Here is a 15,958-nt window from a genome sequence, read left to right on the forward strand (position 1 = left end):
GTCGGCCAGCGGGTTTCATCCTCTAGGATTTCCAGCTTGTCACAATAAGAATAGGGCTCGTTGTGATCTCAACATTGAAAAATGCGGTATCAATCCCCATAGTTGAAGAGCAAATGAGAGCAATCCCATGAATGCGATAACGAAAATGCATCAAGCAATAAATCGAGTGAGTGTAGATATGGCGGAAGTACGAGCCAGAGTAGATTTTAAAGTCGGGGCAAAAAGTAACATTGATGCCGAAATCCTGTCTTTCCATGGTCTAAAGACAGATAAAGAGCATGTTGCGATTATCTTCAAACAAGCGGACCAGACACAGGAAATGCCTTTAGTTCGTATGCACTCTGAGTGTTTGACTGGCGATGTTTTCCACTCTTCACGCTGCGACTGCGGCGAACAATTAGAAGAGACCATCAACCGCATGGGCGAGTCTGGCGGCATTATTCTATATCTTCGTCAGGAAGGCCGTGGTATCGGGCTTTACAACAAGATTGATGCGTACCGTTTACAAAGCCAAGGCATGAACACGTACGAAGCAAACAATCATTTGGGCTTCGACGACGACCTACGTGATTTCACGGAAGCGGCGCAAATGTTAGAAGCATTGGGTGTGAATAAGATCCGCCTTGTGACAAATAACCCTAAGAAAATCCGCGAGCTGTCGGAATACGGGATTGAAATCTCAGAAGTTGTCAATACGTCTGCCCACATCAAAGATGGTAACGAAAGCTATCTTAAGGCGAAAGTTTCTCACGGGAAACATCACCTAAAGGTTTAACCCTAAAGACAAAACTGACAATAAAACATTCTAAAAGCCTCATTTTTATGAGGTTTTTTTTGTATCTGGAGTTGCAAATAAATTGTAAATTTGTATTATCTCGGGACTAAAAGTGCAAATAAGAATAATTAGCACTACTAATACGATAATTAAAATGCTCAACAAGGATGCTTCAGATGAATGCAAAAACAGTTTTAGTCCAATCTATTGCTGCATCACTTCTCATTGCCAGTGGTTCTACGGTTGCTGCTACAGTAACTAAACAACAAGTTGTCGAACATTATGCAGACGTGGCGCACGCTGTGTTTGCCGATTCTTTAACGACTGCTCAAACGCTCGACGTAAAAATTGACGAATTCCTAAAATCGCCATCAGCGAAGAAGCTTGAAGAAGTAAAACAAGCTTGGCTAGATTCTCGCGTACCTTACCAACAGTCTGAAGTTTTCCGTTTTGGTAACGCGATTGTTGACGATTGGGAAGGCCAGTTAAACGCGTGGCCACTTGATGAAGGTCTGATCGACTACGTAGCGGCTGATTACCAATACGAACTAGGTAACGAAGGTGCGGCTGCAAACATCGTAGCAAACACTAGCTTACAGATTGGTGCTTCTAAGCTCGATGTTTCAAAAATTACGCCAGAGCTCATTGCAGACTTGAATGAAGTGGGCGGCTCTGAGGCAAACGTAGCCTCTGGTTACCACGCAATTGAATTCTTGCTTTGGGGTCAAGATCTTAACGGCACAAACGCAGGTGCAGGTCAGCGCGCCTATACAGACTTCGTTGTCGGTTCTGAGTGTACGAATGGTCACTGTGACCGTCGTGGTGAGTACCTGAAAGCGGCAGCCGATCTACTGGTTCAAGACCTAGAGTGGATGGAAAAGCAGTGGTCTGCAGACGTGAAAGGTAACTACCGTGAAGAGCTACTAAATGACTCAGCGGATAACGGTTTGCGTAAGATGCTATTTGGTATGGGTTCTCTTTCTCTAGGTGAGCTAGCGGGTGAACGTATGAAAGTAGCACTAGAAGCGAACTCTACAGAAGATGAGCACGATTGTTTCTCAGACAACACGCACAACTCTCACTACTACAATGAGCAAGGCATCTACAACGTTTACACCGGTACTTACAAAGGCGTAAGCGGTAAAGAACTGTCTGGCCCAAGTATTGCTGACCTTGTAGCTCAAAAAGACAAGAAAGCAGCGGAAGAGATTCAAAAGCAGTTTGATACAACACGTAGCCAAGTCGGTGAGCTAGTGACTTCAGCAGAGAAGAACAACCAGCATTTCGACCAGCTAATTGCGGCGGGTAACGCGCAAGGTAACGCACTAGTTAACGACACTATCATGTCACTGGTAGCACAAACTGGTGCTATTGAGCGTGCGGCGAACATTGTCGGTATCGACAGCCTAAGCCCAGATACTGCTGACCACGAGTTCTAATAAGAAAACCATAATAAATAAGGGCTCTTTGTGAGCCCTTTTAACGTTTGAGCTCGTTGTTATCACCCTTGTTGTATATGTAGAGCAATGATATGAAGCCATACCTAATTTCAGCGCTAGCCGCGATCCTTTCTTCTTCTGCCATGGCTTATGATGTTAAGTCTGGTGGCAAAACCAGCGTTAAAAAAGACGGCGCAAACGCCTATTCTCTTCCCGCTGCTAACTTACCAATGAGTAAGCGTCTTGATTTCAGCTTGGGCAACAGTTTTTTCCGTAATCCTTGGGTGCAAGCACCAGCGTCGACAGATGCTCGTGATGGCCTAGGCCCATTGTTCAACACCAATGGTTGTCAGAACTGTCACATCAAAGATGGCCGTGGTCATCCCCCTGAAAAAGATGACTTACATGCGGTGTCTATGCTGGTGCGCTTGAGTATCCCCGCAATGACGCCAGAACAAAAGACAGCGTTAATCAAAGACGGTGGCATACCTGAGCCAACTTATGGTGGCCAGCTTCAAGATTTCGCGCTGCAAGACCAAACGCCAGAGGGCAAAATCGAAATCACTTATACCGATGTGCCGGTGAAATTTAAAGATGGCACGACAGTGACGCTGAGAAAGCCGCACCTAAACATTACCGATTTAGGGTATGGCGACATGCATCCGGATACTGAATTTTCAGCGCGTGTGGCGCCACCAATGATCGGCCTTGGCTTGTTAGAGAGCATTCCAGACGAAACACTGTTGGCTTGGGCTGATGAACACGATGCCAACAAAGACGGCATTTCAGGCAAAGCAAACAAGGTTTGGGATATTGAGAAGGACGACTTCTCGATTGGCCGTTTTGGGTGGAAAGCCGGACAGCCGACGCTAATGCAACAAAATGCCGCGGCATTCAATGGCGATGTCGGTTTGACGAGCCATTTATTCCCGAATGAAAACTGTACCTCGAATCAAAGCATTTGTGACGACATGCCAAATGGCGGTAAGCCAGAAGTGAGTGAGAACATTCTCGATTTTGTGGAGTTTTACAGCCAGCACCTAGCAGTGCCAATTCGTCGTAATGTGAACGATCCTAGCGTGAAACTTGGTCGGAAAATCTTTGCTACTGCTGGTTGTGAAAGCTGCCACAAGACCAGTGTGAAAACGGCCAAGCGACCAGAGTTGCCAGCGCTTTCTGAGCAGTTAATCCACCCATACACCGACATGCTTCTGCATGACATGGGAGAAGGCCTAGCCGATAACCGTCCTGAATACTTAGCAAACGGCCGTGAATGGCGAACGGCGCCGCTATGGGGTATTGGTTATACCGAAGAAGTTAACGGACACACTTACTTCTTGCATGATGGTCGCGCTCGTAACTTGATGGAAGCGGTATTGTGGCACGGCGGTGAAGCGGAAACCGCTAAACAAAATGTTTTAGCTCTGAACAAAAAAGAACGTGACGCTCTCATTGCGTTTCTGAACTCTCTATAAGGACCCAACCATGAAAAAGACACTGTTAGTGAGTGCGATTGCTTCAGCGTTAAGTTTGGTTGGTTGCCAATCGATAACGGGAACAACCCCGACCAAGCCTGAGAGTACCAGCCATATTTCGCAAAATGTTTACGAAGTGGAGTTTAACGCTGCACAGGCATTTTTAGCGCAAACAGGTGAGTTAGAGCAGAGCTTTGCAGATTACTGCGCTTTAGAAACGAAAGAAGATACACAAGTAAAACAGCAGTGGCATCAAACCATGCTTGCATGGATGGCATTGCAAGGGCAAGAGCGTGGTCCTGCGACGGCATTAGAGCAAAGTTGGAATGTTCAGTTCTGGCCAGATAAAAAGAATACCACTGGCCGTAAAATGTCTACATTGACGAAATCTGCCCAAACTTGGAGTGCAGAAGATATCTCTACGCAAAGTGTCACCGTGCAAGGTTTAGGCGCATTGGAATGGCTGCTTTACGATCAGTCATCGACTTTATCTAGTAACAGTAATACCTGTGCTACGGGGGTTGCGATTGCAGAAAACCTCGATAACAAAGCGCAGATCATCGCGGATTCTTGGGCAGAAAACCCGTGGAAATCGTTAGAGATGATGGAATGGGAATCTGAGTACATTTCACTGCTTTCTAATCAGCTTGAATACAGCATGAAGAAGTTGAGTCGCCCATTGGCGAAGATTGGCAAGCCTCGCCCCTATTTCTCAGAATCGTGGCGTTCAGAGACGTCGCTTTCGAACTTGAAAGCGAACCTTACCGCAATGGAAGCACTCTATTTTGCTGACGGTAACGGGCTAGATACGCTATTAAGAGAACAAGGTCATGCGGATTTAGCTGATCGTGTTGTTCATCAGTTCGAGATGGCGTTAGATACATGGCCGGAAGATAAGAGCTTGTTTGCCGCACTGCAAACAAAAGAAGGCTATCGGATGGTGCTAGCGCAATACAACAAACTAGAGCAATTGAAGTACTTGATCCACGAAGAAGTGGCTATCGAGCTTGGTGTGGTTATAGGATTTAATGCAACTGATGGTGACTGATCAAACCCGCCGAACCTTACTGAAAGCCGCTCTTTTCGGAGCGGCGGTTCCTGCTATGCCATTTGGTTGTGCTTCCACAAGCTCTCGTGAGCCTGCGTTGGTCGGCTGTTCTATTATCGGCCGAGACAAATACGCGGCGGTGGTGGCCGATGAGCATGGCATGCCGCTCTCTTCGCTGCCTATTCCCGAGCGGGGTCATGGCGTGGCGACAAACCAGCAAGGCCATGCCGTGGTTTTTGGTCGACGACCTGGGACCTTCTTTATGGTGTTTGATTATCGCTCAGAGCAAATGATCAAGCTGCAACTGGCAAAACCGAATCGCCATTTCTATGGCCATGGTGTTTACTCTCATGACGGCACGTTGCTATTTGCGACAGAAGGAGAGAGGGGCACAAGCCGTGGGATCATTGGTGTTTATGATGTGCAAAAGCAATATCAAAAAATCGATGAGTTAACCGGTTTTGGTCTAGGGCCTCATGAAGTGATCATGATGCCTGATGGTGCACTTGCCATTGGCGTTGGCGGCGTACATACCAATGGTCGTCAACCGCTCAACCTTGATACGATGAAGCCAAGTTTGAGTTACTTGTCTCAACAAGGTGAGTTATTGGATCAAGTCTCTCTACCGGATCATAAGCTGAGCATTCGTCACTTAGCTCACGACGGTACGGAGACGGTACTTTGCGGTCAGCAATATCGTGGAGAACCGGATGAGTATCCTGCATTGATCGCCATGCACACCCGCGGTGGTGAGATGCAAGATCTACAAGCAGAGCCTGAAGAGTGGGCGCGATTCAATCATTATGTAGCGAGTATTGCCGCAACCGATGAATGGATCCTAGCCACTTCGCCACCGGGCAGTTGTTACGGGATTTGGTCCAAATCAACGGGCAAATTGGTCGAACTAAGTGCTTTACCAGACGCTTCAGGTGTGGTGATCTACGGTGACGAGTTTCGAGTCAGTTCTGGGGCGGGTAAAGTGGTTGAACAAAGGCCTACGGAGTCCAAAAATACCTTTGCTAGTGGTGTGCAGTGGGACAACCATTGGTCCAGAATTATTTAGAAAGATCATTGAGTAATCGTTTATTGAGAGTATTGTTGTCGTTTTCGTCTGCAGATTCTTAATTTTAAAGCTGCAACACGTGAGATATTTGCCATACTTTTTTAATGGCATGTGACGGAAGGATCGTTTCAGTGATTGCTAGATTTCTTATGATAACGGCACTTTTGGTGCCGTTTTGCAGCTTTTCAACAGTAGTTTCTCTTGATGCGTCTGCACAAACAGAGCAAGAGGGCGCGGTCGAAAAGCTCTCTGTTGAGAAGATGATCCATTACCCGGAGGTCATCGATCAACTCTATCAAAGCACAAATTATCGTCTAAATTGGGAAAATGAAGATGATGTTGCGCAGCTCATTTTCCAAATGGAGCTGGTGACATTAGCAGATGTAACCCAAGAGTTTGACAATCAATTGCGTCGTATAGAACAAGTCCGTGAACAAGGTGATCAGCTCGATTTTGATCTTGTCATGACCGATTCTTTGCTTATGTACCTTTCCTATCTTGAGCAAGTACCGGAAGAAGGCATCAACTGGTTATTTGCCAACAAGGTTCACGTTAAGTTTCCTGCACCAAGTATTGAAACCTTGTCGTTGTTAAGCAATGAAATTACGGTCGGTAAACTGGATCAGTTTCTTACCGATCTGCGTTCTCCATTGCAGATGGACGAATCATTCAATACCGCTTTTTCTTCACTATCTACTTACGCGAAATTTGAGTTTCCTCTCTATCAGCAAGATCAAAGGCTAGCGCGTGTAGGTGATGAGCTGTTTAATAAGTCTAGCTTGATCGCTCGGATGCAAATTGTTGGTGTTGAAGTTGGACATTTGGATACTGAAACCACGCTTTATGATGAAAACCTAGAGCTGGCTGTGATGGAGTTTCAGCGGATTCACGGTTTGAAACAAGATGGCATTATCGGCCCAAATACTTTGCGTTGGATTAACTTCTCACCGCAGCAGCGCTTACATTCATTAGCATTAAACGCCGAGCGATCTCGTATCTGGTCTAAAGAGCGTGATAATGTGGTATTTGTCAATGTACCTGGATATGAAGTGACGTATTGGCACGATGGCCAACCACTGTTTGAATCTAAAGTTGTGGTAGGGAAGGCGTCACGCAAAACCCCAATCATGACCGGCACTATGGATTCTGTCATTCTAAACCCAACTTGGAATGTGCCTTGGAAGATCATGGTGAAAGACATTATCCCCAAGGTAAAACGCAACCCAATGTACCTGATGGAGCATAACATCCAGATCATTCGCTCTTGGACATCACGAGAGATCATCGATCCAACGACTATCAACTGGGCTACGGTAAACCCAAGAACATTCCCTTATCGCATGAGACAGTCTTCTGGGTCCCACAATGCGTTGGGTCTGTATAAATTCAACATGCCGAACCCACAAGCGATCTACTTGCACGACACGCCAAGTAAAAATCTGTTCAATCAGGATCGTCGAGCGTTCAGCTCAGGCTGTGTACGTGTTGAGCATGCCGATCAATTAGCGGAGCTACTGTTTAAGACACAAGGCCTTGAAGAGCGGTTGGCGAAGAAACGTCAAAGTGGTCGCCGCTCAAATACTTCTGTACCACTGACTGAACGTATTCAAGTGCACATTATTTACCAAACCGCTTGGTTAGAAGAGGGGACCTTGTACTACCGTGATGATATTTATCAATATGATCATCAAGGGTGAGATTCGTCATTAATTTAAAAAATTTACAATTCATAAAATCTGGTTCCTGTTCAATAAGTAAACAGAAAATCCAGCCTAAAAGCGATAAGCCGGACCGATTTATGCATTTGACGCATCAAATTGGTTTCGGTAATGTCCGCTGCTCGTACAGTAATTGAGCAGTATTTTCTAATGGTAAGTCGTAATTTTTCTCGTCGTGATTTTCTTAAAATGACCGCTGGTGGTGTTGTGGTTGCTTCAACCATGCCGTCGGTGTCTTGGGCTTCATTACCCGACGAGCCTCGTGTACTTGCGATGAATAACCTCAATACTGGTGAATTACTTGAATCGTGTTATTTCAACGGTTCGAGCTACGTCGATGAAGAACTAAAGCGTCTTGATAAGTTCTGCCGTGATCATCGCCGTAATGAAGTTCATCCAATGGATCGACGTTTGTTCGACCAAATCAGCCAAATTCAAAAACTGATCGGTACGGAAGCTGAAGTGATTGTGATTTCAGGCTACCGCTCACCGGTAACCAACGCGTCCTTGCGAAACAGCTCTTCCGGTGTTGCCAAGAAAAGCATGCACATGGAAGGAAAGGCGATCGATTTCCGTTTAGATGGCGTAAAGCTGTCGACTGTCCGTGAGGCGGCACTGAGCTTAAAAGCGGGTGGGGTAGGTTATTACCCGCGTAGTAACTTCGTCCATATTGATACCGGTGCGGTTCGCTCTTGGTAACCGCGCTCTAAGCGGTTGTTTTTCCCGTTAGACAGCCGCTATTCCCCAATGTGCAAAGCTTGAAGTCGCTAGGGCTTAGTGTCATAGTTGCGGCAGTTTTCATGCAAATTTATTCGGTATAGGTTATCTATGGCTCTGAAATACCAAGTTGTTCCAGTAACATCTTTCTCTCAAAACTGTTCTATCGTCTGGTGTGATGAAACCATGAAAGGCATTGTGGTTGATCCAGGCGGTGATGAAAAACAGCTTGCGATGCTTATCAAAGAGCTCGGTGTTGAAGTCGTGAACTTAGTGCTAACACATGGTCATTTGGATCACGTGGGTGGCACTGAGCCACTGTCTGCACTGCTTGGTGGTACTGAGATTGTTGGCCCTCACAAAGCGGACAACTTTTGGTTACAGGGCCTAGAAGGTCAGAGCCAAATGTTCGGCTTTCCACTAACAGAGGCGTTTGAACCACATCAATGGTTGAATGAAGGTGACAAGGTCACTTTTGGCAATCAAACTCTGAATGTCATTCACACTCCGGGCCATACTCCGGGTCACGTTGTGCTTTACAGTGAAGAAGCGCGTTTGGCGTTTGTTGGTGACGTTTTGTTTAACGGCAGCGTTGGTCGTACAGACTTCCCGCAAGGTGATTTCAACACGCTTATTAGCTCTATCAAAGAGAAGCTATGGCCACTAGGTAATGATGTTACTTTTGTCCCAGGCCATGGCCCGCAATCAACGTTTGGCCACGAGCGCAAAACTAACCCATTCGTTGCTGACGAAATGCCGCTTTACTAAGCCATTAGCAAAGGCATCGGGGAATTAAACATCTGGCTCGGCGGCTGCTAAGTAACGTCGAGCCAATCCCACAAACTCTTCCGCTTCTCTATCTAAGTCACTGGCTGAGATAAACACATCATAGCCATAAAATCGTCTCTGATATTTCATCCTGTTTGCTAACATCGCTAACAAGCCGTCGTAATGAATGCCTTTTTGATTAATGTACGGGGCGGGATCGAGCACCATATCCTCAAACTTTGTTTCGCAGTTATTTTGTCTTGCGCCCAAGTAGAGTAAAGCCCTTTGCCCAAGCAAGATTTCTGTGGCGATGCGTGGACAAATCGCATTTAAGTAAGGAGAGTAGTGCTTTAATCGAATGCCTATCCAAGGTAAGGGCTGGTGCCAACCTTCTTGTTCGTAGGTACAAATACCAATGGAGTCAATATCTTGCCATCGAACTACCCAACCGCCTTTAAAGAGGTGTTGTTGAAAGTGGGAGGAGGTCAGGGTAAAGGACACCTGGCTCTTTTTGATCATTACGATGGCAAAGCCGACAATGATGGCCATCAAGACCACTGATAACATGGCTTGTTTCCACCCTGGAGCAATCAGTACAAGAAACAAAGTGATCAGCACGACCAAGAGCATAATCAATTTGTTAATGGGCGAGTCAGATTTGAAGTGTGAGTTAGTCAGATGCAGCGTTTCCATGCTTTCAGCCTCAATGAATATTGGGTACGAAGTATCGTTTTCTTAATATTCACCAATGTGCTTATTAAGTATTTAAAACCTCTGTTTTTATACCCAGTATTCAATAAATCCGTTCACAATTTATCTGATTAAATAGTAGACGTTCTATGCAGTCAGCGCATTTTTCATCGCGTTTCGCCGCTAAAACCTACAAATCGCTAATGAATTTTGGTATAAAACGCGCTTCAAATTTTCATCCCTGCTGAGATGCAGTGAACTGGAGAAATATTCAATGAGACTTGCTCATAAGCGTAAAGTGCAGATGAAACTGCAAAAACGCATTAAAGCGACAGTAGCAAATGTAGCTGCGGCACCCAAAGCAGAAAAACCTGTTGCTGAGAAATCAGTAGCTGAGAAGAAAGTAGCTGCAGCGAAAACTGTTGAGGTTGCACTTACTCCTAAGCAACAACAAGTATTAGATATCGTTGTTGCTAATGCTGAAGGTATCAACCCTAAAGGTATTGGTCTAGCTGCTGGTCAAGAAGAAGCTAAAGCGGCATCATGGGCTACTGGCGCACTGAAGAAGCTTCTTGAAGAAAACCTAGTTCAAAAAGAGCAGTTAGCAGGTAACAAAGTTATCTATAAAGCAGTTTAATTACCGCTGTAATTCTGTTTCTTAATTGAATACCTCGACTTCGGTCGGGGTATTTTTTTGGCTGTAGCCTGTCTTTTCTCGATTTCTAATTGAAAATTCTAATGATACAAAGCCGCCATTTGTCACATTTTATTAAATACTGTGTAAATTCTTCCGCAGTCAACTACTTAAGTAGTTCCTCAGCCTTACTGTTCTTGTTGCTTGTCTAACTACCTGATTTATCGTTTACATAAAACGCAGTCATCATAAAGACTACGTATTAGTACGTAATACCAATGGCTAACACTCGCTTGAAAGCGCAAATTTGTGCGTGTTCATGCCCATTTCTTACTTCCATCTAATGTCCCATCTTCTATAGCGAATCCTTATGTAATGGATGACAACAATAACCTTGGTGACAAAGGACGTGAACGATGAGTCTTATCCAAAAATCTTTGAAACGAGTGCTCAAAGCGACTGCGATGGTTGCGACCATGGCATTCGTAGCGACTTCTGCTAATGCTGCTGACGATAAAGTATATCGCTTGAAACTGGCGGAAACGTGGGGACCTAACTTCCCGATCTTCGGTGATGCGACAAAGAACATGGCAAAAATGGCAGAGGAAATGTCAAATGGCCGTCTGCAAATCCGTATTGATTCTGCAAACAAACACAAAGCGCCACTTGGCGTGTTTGATATGGTGAAGTCCGGTCAATACGACATGGGCCACTCTGCTTCTTATTACTGGAAAGGCAAAGTGCCAAACACCCTTTATTTTACCTCTATGCCTTTCGGTATGCTGCCTACCGAGCAATACGCTTGGTTCTATTACGGTGGTGGTATGGAGTTGATGGAAAAGGTTTACTCGCCACACAATTTATTGTCATTCCCAGGTGGTAATACTGATACGCAGATGGGCGGTTGGTTCCAGAAGGAAATCAAATCAGTCGACGATCTGCAAGGTCTGAAAATGCGTATCCCGGGCTTTGCAGGTGAAATCCTTGCTGAGCTAGGTGCGAAACCGACCAACATCGCGCCGGGCGAGCTATACACTTCGCTTGAGCGTCGTACGATCGATGCGTTGGAATGGGTAGGTCCATCTCTGGATTTGCGTATGGGCTTCCACAAAATTGCACCTTACTACTACACAGGTTGGCATGAGCCAGGCACTGAGCTGCAATTCCTAGTCAACAAGCGTACTTGGGAGCGTCTACCGGATGATCTGAAAGCGATTCTTCAAGTGGCGATGAAAGCAGCAGCGTACGACATGTACACGCAATCTAAGCATGAGAGTGGTAAAAACTGGGCGTCTATCCAATCAGAGTACCAAGACGTTCAAGTGAAAGACTTCCCACCAGAGGTTATTGCTGCACTGCGTGAAGCGAACGTTCGTCTCCTAAAACAGCATGCAGAAAAAGATGCTTTAGCAAAAGAAATTCAAGAATCGCAAGCTAGCTACATCGAGCAAGTACGCCCTTGGTCTGATATTTCACACCGAGCTTACCTAAATAGCCAAGCTCAACAATAACTTCATCAAGTGGGTGATACCGAGAGATTGAGCCTACAAATGAAGCCCAAGAAAACTTCTCTTAGAGAAGACCATAAAAGTGCTCCGCGAACCAGCGGAGCCAATCCATACGTTCCATGGAGTTCGGAATGAGAAGCCTTATTTATATTGAGCGAATCTTTAACCGCTTCGGTGATTTTTTGGGGTGGTTATCCAGCATCCTATTCATTTTGTTGTTAGCGAACGTGGTGTACGACGTTGTCATGCGTTACGTGTTTAATGACGTGTCTATTGCCTTTCAAGAGATGGAATGGCATTTATTCTCCGCTGTATTTCTACTCGGTGTCCCTTACGCAATCAAATCGGGCGGCCATGTACGAGTGGATATTTTCTACGAGCGCTTGTCCTACAAAGCGCAATCCATCATCGACATCCTGGGCACTTTACTTTTCTTATTCCCGTTCTGCCTATTGGTTGCTTGGTTCGGTATCGACTTTGCCAAAGAGAGCTATGCCCTTGGGGAAACGTCCGGTGACCCGGGTGGCTTACCTTATCGATGGATCATTAAAGGTATGATCCCATTGTCATTCTTATTTATGGCGGTCAGTGGTGTTGGTTTGCTGCTTCATTCCATCAATAAAATTGTTAACCCTCATCTTATCTATGCCGGTAACAACGGTAAGTCGTAAAAGGAAGTCAGTATGATCGGTATAGTGATGTTTTTTGTAGCTCTGTTTGCGCTACTGCTAGGTTTCCCTGTTGCCTTTACCTTTGGTGGCATTGCATTAATTTTCGGCGTATGGGCAGAAGGCATTGAGATGTTTGCATTCATGCCATATCGCATTCAATCCATTATGGAGAACACGGTGCTGATGGCAGTACCGCTGTTTGTTTTCATGGGATTGGTATTACAAAAGACCCGATTGGCTGAGCAACTGCTTGAGTCGATGGGGCGTTTGTTTGGTGGTATTCGTGGCGGTATCGCTATCTCTACCGTTTTAGTGGGAGCGCTGCTTGCGGCATCGACGGGTGTGGTCGGCGCATCGGTTGTCGCGATGGGCCTAATCTCTTTGCCAGTAATGCTTAAGTACAACTACGACAAAGGACTGGCCTGTGGCACCATTTGTGCGTCTGGCACGCTAGGCCAAATCATCCCGCCTTCAATAGTCTTAATTTTGCTCGGTGATGTATTAGGCGTACCCGTAGGTGACTTATTCCAAGCGGCTGTATGGCCGGGCTTAATGCTGGTGGGTGCTTACGTTGTCTACATTCTGATTTATGCCAAGCTTAACCCAGAGGCCGCTCAACCTATTGAGCGTGATGAATCCATCAGCCGCCAACAAGAGGTGATAACCGCGCTTAAAGCCGTATTGCCACCACTTGCACTGATTATTGTGGTTCTAGGTTCTATCTTTGCGGGTATTGCTACTCCGACCGAATCTGCGGCGTTGGGTGGTGCAGGTGCGATAGTGCTTTCCCTGCTTTACAGAAAGTTCAGCTGGTCGATGGTGTATGAGGCGTCTAAAGAGACCGTAAAAGTGACCGCGATGGTGTTTGCAATCTTGCTTGGTGCGACGGCATTCTCAATGGCATTTACCTACACGGGCGGTGACTACCTTGTTGAAGAGTGGATGCTTCAACTTCCGGGTGAGAAGTGGGGCTTCTTGATCATTACCATGCTGGTGATTCTTATCCTCGGGTTTTTCATCGACTTCGTAGAAATCTGTTTCATCATCGTGCCAATTATTGCACCGGTAGCGGAGCTTATGGGGATCAACATGACATGGTTTGCGATTCTGATTGCGATGAACCTTCAGACGTCATTCCTCACACCGCCATTTGGTTTTAGCTTGTTCTATTTGAAGGGTGTGGCTCCTGCGGGTGTAACAACGCGAGATATCTACCGTGGTGTGATGCCATTCATTGCGATTCAAATTGTTGTGCTTGCTTCATTGTTACTCTTTCCGGGCTTCTACGGCATGTCGTAATTCGGCTAGTCTAATGCGATCTGCGTAATGTAAGTGGGAGTGGCGAATTTGTGAGCTGAGAGTTTTTACCTTTTGAGACAAGTTGTTAAGCTGGTTATCAATTGTGCTAGGCAGCGTTTCATGGAGGGAAGGGATGCCTCTCAAAGCTAAACTCATCTTGCTGGCGTTGATCCCTGTGTTGTTGGTGTCAGCAAGCATCAGTTGGATTTCCATTTACCAAGCAAAGACGTTAGGTCAGCGTGAAGTGGAAATCTTTCATAAAAGCCTGATCAAGTCTAAAGAAGTCGCATTGAAAGATACCGTTGATCTGGCCTTCGATGCGATTTCCCATATCTACAACGATCCCTCGATAGAAGAGCATGTGGCTAAAGCGCGCGTGAAAGCGATTCTCAATCGGCTTCGCTATGGCTCAGATGGTTACTTCTTTGCTTATGATAAACATGGTACCAACTTAGTTCATCCCATTCTTCCTGATTTAGTTGGGCAAAACCTGCTGCATATTCAAGATGAAAACGGTGATCATCTTATTGAAGCGCTGCTCTATCAAGCCCAATTGGGTGGTGGCTTCCATCAATACCTCTGGCAAAAGCCTTCTACTGGAGAAGTTGTCCCCAAATTGAGCTACGCCGCTTGGCTCGACAAATGGGAGTGGATGATTGGTACTGGTTTGTATATTGAAGATGTAAGTCACGAGGTCGCCAATATGCGCGCTGCCGTTAACCAGAATATCGAGACGACCTTCTTTACTGTTGTCGTGATCCTTGTTGTGACGGTTGCGGTGATCATCGTTTTAACGTTGGCAATCAATTTACACGAACATCGCTTAGCGGATAAAAACCTCAAGGAGCTTGCCCACAAAACCTTGATGTTCCAAGAAGAAGAGAAGAAGCACCTTGCTCGCGAATTGCATGATGGTATTAACCAACTGCTTGTATCGAGCAAATGTCATTTAGATTTGCTGGGGCATCGAATCGAGGATGAAAAGCTCAAATCCCACCTTAATAAATCTCAACGCTCGTTGATCACCGCAATTAATGAAGTACGACATATCTCGCACCAGCTTCGTCCAAGTGCCTTGGATGACATCGGCCTAGAAGCGGCGCTTTCGACGTTGCTGCAAGACTTTCATTCTCACTCAGGTATGGATTTCGATAGCCATTTTGATACGGCACAGCTCAAGCTGAAATCGGAAGTCGCGACCACGTTGTACCGTGTGGCTCAGGAGTCTTTGAATAATATCGAGAAACACGCCAAGGCAAAAAAGGTCACGGTAATTTTGCAAAAGATGGGCAATATGCTGCAATTGATCATACGTGACGATGGCATTGGCTTTATGGTCAATCAATCTGTACACCGCCAAGGCATCGGTTTGCGTAACATGCGTGAGCGTGTGGAGTTTATTGGTGGTGAGTTTGAATTGATGAGTGAACCGGGGCTAGGGACAGAAATCACCGTATTGTTAGATTTGGATGGATTAGTTTATGGATAAACCAATTAGTGTGGTGATAGTGGATGATCATCAGGTTGTGCTCGATGGGTTTATGGCGCGTCTAGAGCTGGAACCTGATATTGATGTTATTGGTACCGCGAGCAATGGCCTTGAGGCGATTGAAGTATCCAAATTGCTCAACCCCGATGTGATTCTTATGGACATCAGTATGCCCATCATGAATGGCATCGAAGCCACGGGTGTGATTAGGGAAGAGCGTCCAGAGAGCAAAATTTTGATGTTAACCATGCATGATAACCGTGAGTACATCATGAAGGTGATGCAAGCTGGCGCTGTGGGCTACATGCTGAAAGAAATCTCAGCCGAGAAGATGGTGCAAGCAATCAAAACCGTTAATCAAGGTTCGACTTATTTTTGTGAATCGGTCACTCAAACCTTGTTTACGCAAGATGTGGTACCTGCGACACAAAAGCCCAACCCACTGAGCCGTCGTGAAGAAGCTGTATTAAAATTGGTCGCGCAAGGGCATAGCAGTAAAAAGATTGCTACGCTTTTGGATATCAGTTATCGAACGGTAGAGACGCATCGTCATAACATCAAACACAAATTGGATTTGCACTCGACAGCTGAGTTGGCGAAATACGCGTTTGAAACGGGATTAACGGAGTAGGGAAGGGATAACAAAGCGCTCATCGGGGAAGGA

The 15,958-nt window shown here is 45.8% G+C and carries 15 protein-coding genes; 14 read left to right on the forward strand and 1 reads right to left on the reverse strand.

What is annotated here, in order from left to right; all coding sequences use genetic code 11:
* Positions 1-127 precede the first annotated feature (127 nt).
* From ribA to KIV40_RS00655, 8 genes are all read left to right on the forward strand, one after another.
* On the forward strand, positions 128-775 hold the full coding sequence (gene ribA / locus KIV40_RS00620) for a GTP cyclohydrolase II (protein WP_012128311.1): 648 nt from the start codon (positions 128-130) through the stop codon (positions 773-775).
* A 176-nt stretch (positions 776-951) separates the two neighbouring features.
* A complete protein-coding gene (locus KIV40_RS00625) occupies positions 952-2,214 on the forward strand; it encodes an imelysin family protein (protein ID WP_038889990.1) in 1,263 nt (420 codons plus the stop codon).
* 92 nt (positions 2,215-2,306) lie between these two features.
* The gene (locus KIV40_RS00630; protein ID WP_285347670.1) at positions 2,307-3,689 is read left to right on the forward strand and encodes a di-heme oxidoredictase family protein; all 1,383 of its coding nucleotides are present in this window, start codon (positions 2,307-2,309) and stop codon (positions 3,687-3,689) included.
* A 10-nt stretch (positions 3,690-3,699) separates the two neighbouring features.
* On the forward strand, positions 3,700-4,737 hold the full coding sequence (locus KIV40_RS00635) for an imelysin family protein (RefSeq protein WP_285347672.1): 1,038 nt from the start codon (positions 3,700-3,702) through the stop codon (positions 4,735-4,737).
* Positions 4,718-5,800 (forward strand): DUF1513 domain-containing protein, encoded by a 1,083-nt coding sequence (locus KIV40_RS00640; protein WP_285347673.1) that lies wholly within the window; start codon positions 4,718-4,720, stop codon positions 5,798-5,800. Before KIV40_RS00635 ends, KIV40_RS00640 begins: the two co-directional genes overlap by 20 nt.
* A gap of 104 nt (positions 5,801-5,904) precedes the next feature.
* Positions 5,905-7,497: a murein L,D-transpeptidase gene (locus KIV40_RS00645; protein ID WP_134977730.1), complete on the forward strand. Its 1,593-nt coding sequence runs from the start codon at positions 5,905-5,907 to the stop codon at positions 7,495-7,497.
* 171 nt (positions 7,498-7,668) lie between these two features.
* On the forward strand, positions 7,669-8,217 hold the full coding sequence (locus tag KIV40_RS00650) for a DUF882 domain-containing protein (RefSeq protein WP_005430622.1): 549 nt from the start codon (positions 7,669-7,671) through the stop codon (positions 8,215-8,217).
* A gap of 129 nt (positions 8,218-8,346) precedes the next feature.
* Positions 8,347-9,003 (forward strand): MBL fold metallo-hydrolase, encoded by a 657-nt coding sequence (locus KIV40_RS00655; RefSeq protein WP_005430620.1) that lies wholly within the window; start codon positions 8,347-8,349, stop codon positions 9,001-9,003.
* 24 nt (positions 9,004-9,027) lie between these two features.
* Here the strand turns inward: KIV40_RS00655 and KIV40_RS00660 are convergent, their stop codons facing one another.
* The gene (locus KIV40_RS00660) at positions 9,028-9,696 is read right to left on the reverse strand and encodes a DUF2982 domain-containing protein (RefSeq protein ID WP_045378820.1); all 669 of its coding nucleotides are present in this window, start codon (positions 9,694-9,696) and stop codon (positions 9,028-9,030) included.
* 271 nt (positions 9,697-9,967) lie between these two features.
* Here KIV40_RS00660 and KIV40_RS00665 point away from each other — a divergent pair, with 271 nt between their 5' ends.
* The 6 genes from KIV40_RS00665 to KIV40_RS00690 all read left to right on the forward strand — a co-directional run bounded on the left by KIV40_RS00665 (position 9,968) and on the right by KIV40_RS00690 (position 15,925).
* Positions 9,968-10,330 (forward strand): MarR family transcriptional regulator, encoded by a 363-nt coding sequence (locus tag KIV40_RS00665; RefSeq protein ID WP_285347674.1) that lies wholly within the window; start codon positions 9,968-9,970, stop codon positions 10,328-10,330.
* 413 nt (positions 10,331-10,743) lie between these two features.
* Positions 10,744-11,838 carry a TRAP transporter substrate-binding protein gene (locus tag KIV40_RS00670; RefSeq protein ID WP_285347675.1) on the forward strand — a complete coding sequence of 365 codons (1,095 nt, stop codon included), beginning with the start codon at positions 10,744-10,746 and terminating at the stop codon, positions 11,836-11,838.
* A gap of 128 nt (positions 11,839-11,966) precedes the next feature.
* A complete protein-coding gene (locus KIV40_RS00675; protein ID WP_010447628.1) occupies positions 11,967-12,506 on the forward strand; it encodes a TRAP transporter small permease subunit in 540 nt (179 codons plus the stop codon).
* Positions 12,507-12,518: 12 nt separating this feature from the next.
* Positions 12,519-13,805 carry a TRAP transporter large permease subunit gene (locus tag KIV40_RS00680; RefSeq protein ID WP_285347676.1) on the forward strand — a complete coding sequence of 429 codons (1,287 nt, stop codon included), beginning with the start codon at positions 12,519-12,521 and terminating at the stop codon, positions 13,803-13,805.
* Positions 13,806-13,938: 133 nt separating this feature from the next.
* A complete protein-coding gene (locus KIV40_RS00685) occupies positions 13,939-15,294 on the forward strand; it encodes a cache domain-containing protein (protein WP_285347677.1) in 1,356 nt (451 codons plus the stop codon).
* On the forward strand, positions 15,287-15,925 hold the full coding sequence (locus tag KIV40_RS00690; RefSeq protein WP_134977729.1) for a response regulator transcription factor: 639 nt from the start codon (positions 15,287-15,289) through the stop codon (positions 15,923-15,925). Before KIV40_RS00685 ends, KIV40_RS00690 begins: the two co-directional genes overlap by 8 nt.
* The last annotated feature ends 33 nt before the right edge of the window (positions 15,926-15,958 follow it).

Source organism: Vibrio sp. D173a (genome assembly GCF_030248475.1).

Excerpts from the sequence above, each read along its gene's own strand:
- ribA (WP_012128311.1), top strand. The coding sequence starts at position 128 with ATGAATGCGATAACGAAAATGCATCAAGCAATAAATCGAGTGAGTGTA.
- KIV40_RS00625 (WP_038889990.1), top strand. The coding sequence starts at position 952 with ATGAATGCAAAAACAGTTTTAGTCCAATCTATTGCTGCATCACTTCTC.
- KIV40_RS00630 (WP_285347670.1), top strand. The coding sequence starts at position 2,307 with ATGAAGCCATACCTAATTTCAGCGCTAGCCGCGATCCTTTCTTCTTCT.
- KIV40_RS00635 (WP_285347672.1), top strand. The coding sequence starts at position 3,700 with ATGAAAAAGACACTGTTAGTGAGTGCGATTGCTTCAGCGTTAAGTTTG.
- KIV40_RS00640 (WP_285347673.1), top strand. The coding sequence starts at position 4,718 with ATGCAACTGATGGTGACTGATCAAACCCGCCGAACCTTACTGAAAGCC.
- KIV40_RS00645 (WP_134977730.1), top strand. The coding sequence starts at position 5,905 with ATGGCATGTGACGGAAGGATCGTTTCAGTGATTGCTAGATTTCTTATG.
- KIV40_RS00650 (WP_005430622.1), top strand. The coding sequence starts at position 7,669 with ATGGTAAGTCGTAATTTTTCTCGTCGTGATTTTCTTAAAATGACCGCT.
- KIV40_RS00655 (WP_005430620.1), top strand. The coding sequence starts at position 8,347 with ATGGCTCTGAAATACCAAGTTGTTCCAGTAACATCTTTCTCTCAAAAC.
- KIV40_RS00660 (WP_045378820.1), bottom strand. The coding sequence starts at position 9,696 with ATGGAAACGCTGCATCTGACTAACTCACACTTCAAATCTGACTCGCCC.
- KIV40_RS00665 (WP_285347674.1), top strand. The coding sequence starts at position 9,968 with ATGAGACTTGCTCATAAGCGTAAAGTGCAGATGAAACTGCAAAAACGC.
- KIV40_RS00670 (WP_285347675.1), top strand. The coding sequence starts at position 10,744 with ATGAGTCTTATCCAAAAATCTTTGAAACGAGTGCTCAAAGCGACTGCG.
- KIV40_RS00675 (WP_010447628.1), top strand. The coding sequence starts at position 11,967 with ATGAGAAGCCTTATTTATATTGAGCGAATCTTTAACCGCTTCGGTGAT.
- KIV40_RS00680 (WP_285347676.1), top strand. The coding sequence starts at position 12,519 with ATGATCGGTATAGTGATGTTTTTTGTAGCTCTGTTTGCGCTACTGCTA.
- KIV40_RS00685 (WP_285347677.1), top strand. The coding sequence starts at position 13,939 with ATGCCTCTCAAAGCTAAACTCATCTTGCTGGCGTTGATCCCTGTGTTG.
- KIV40_RS00690 (WP_134977729.1), top strand. The coding sequence starts at position 15,287 with ATGGATAAACCAATTAGTGTGGTGATAGTGGATGATCATCAGGTTGTG.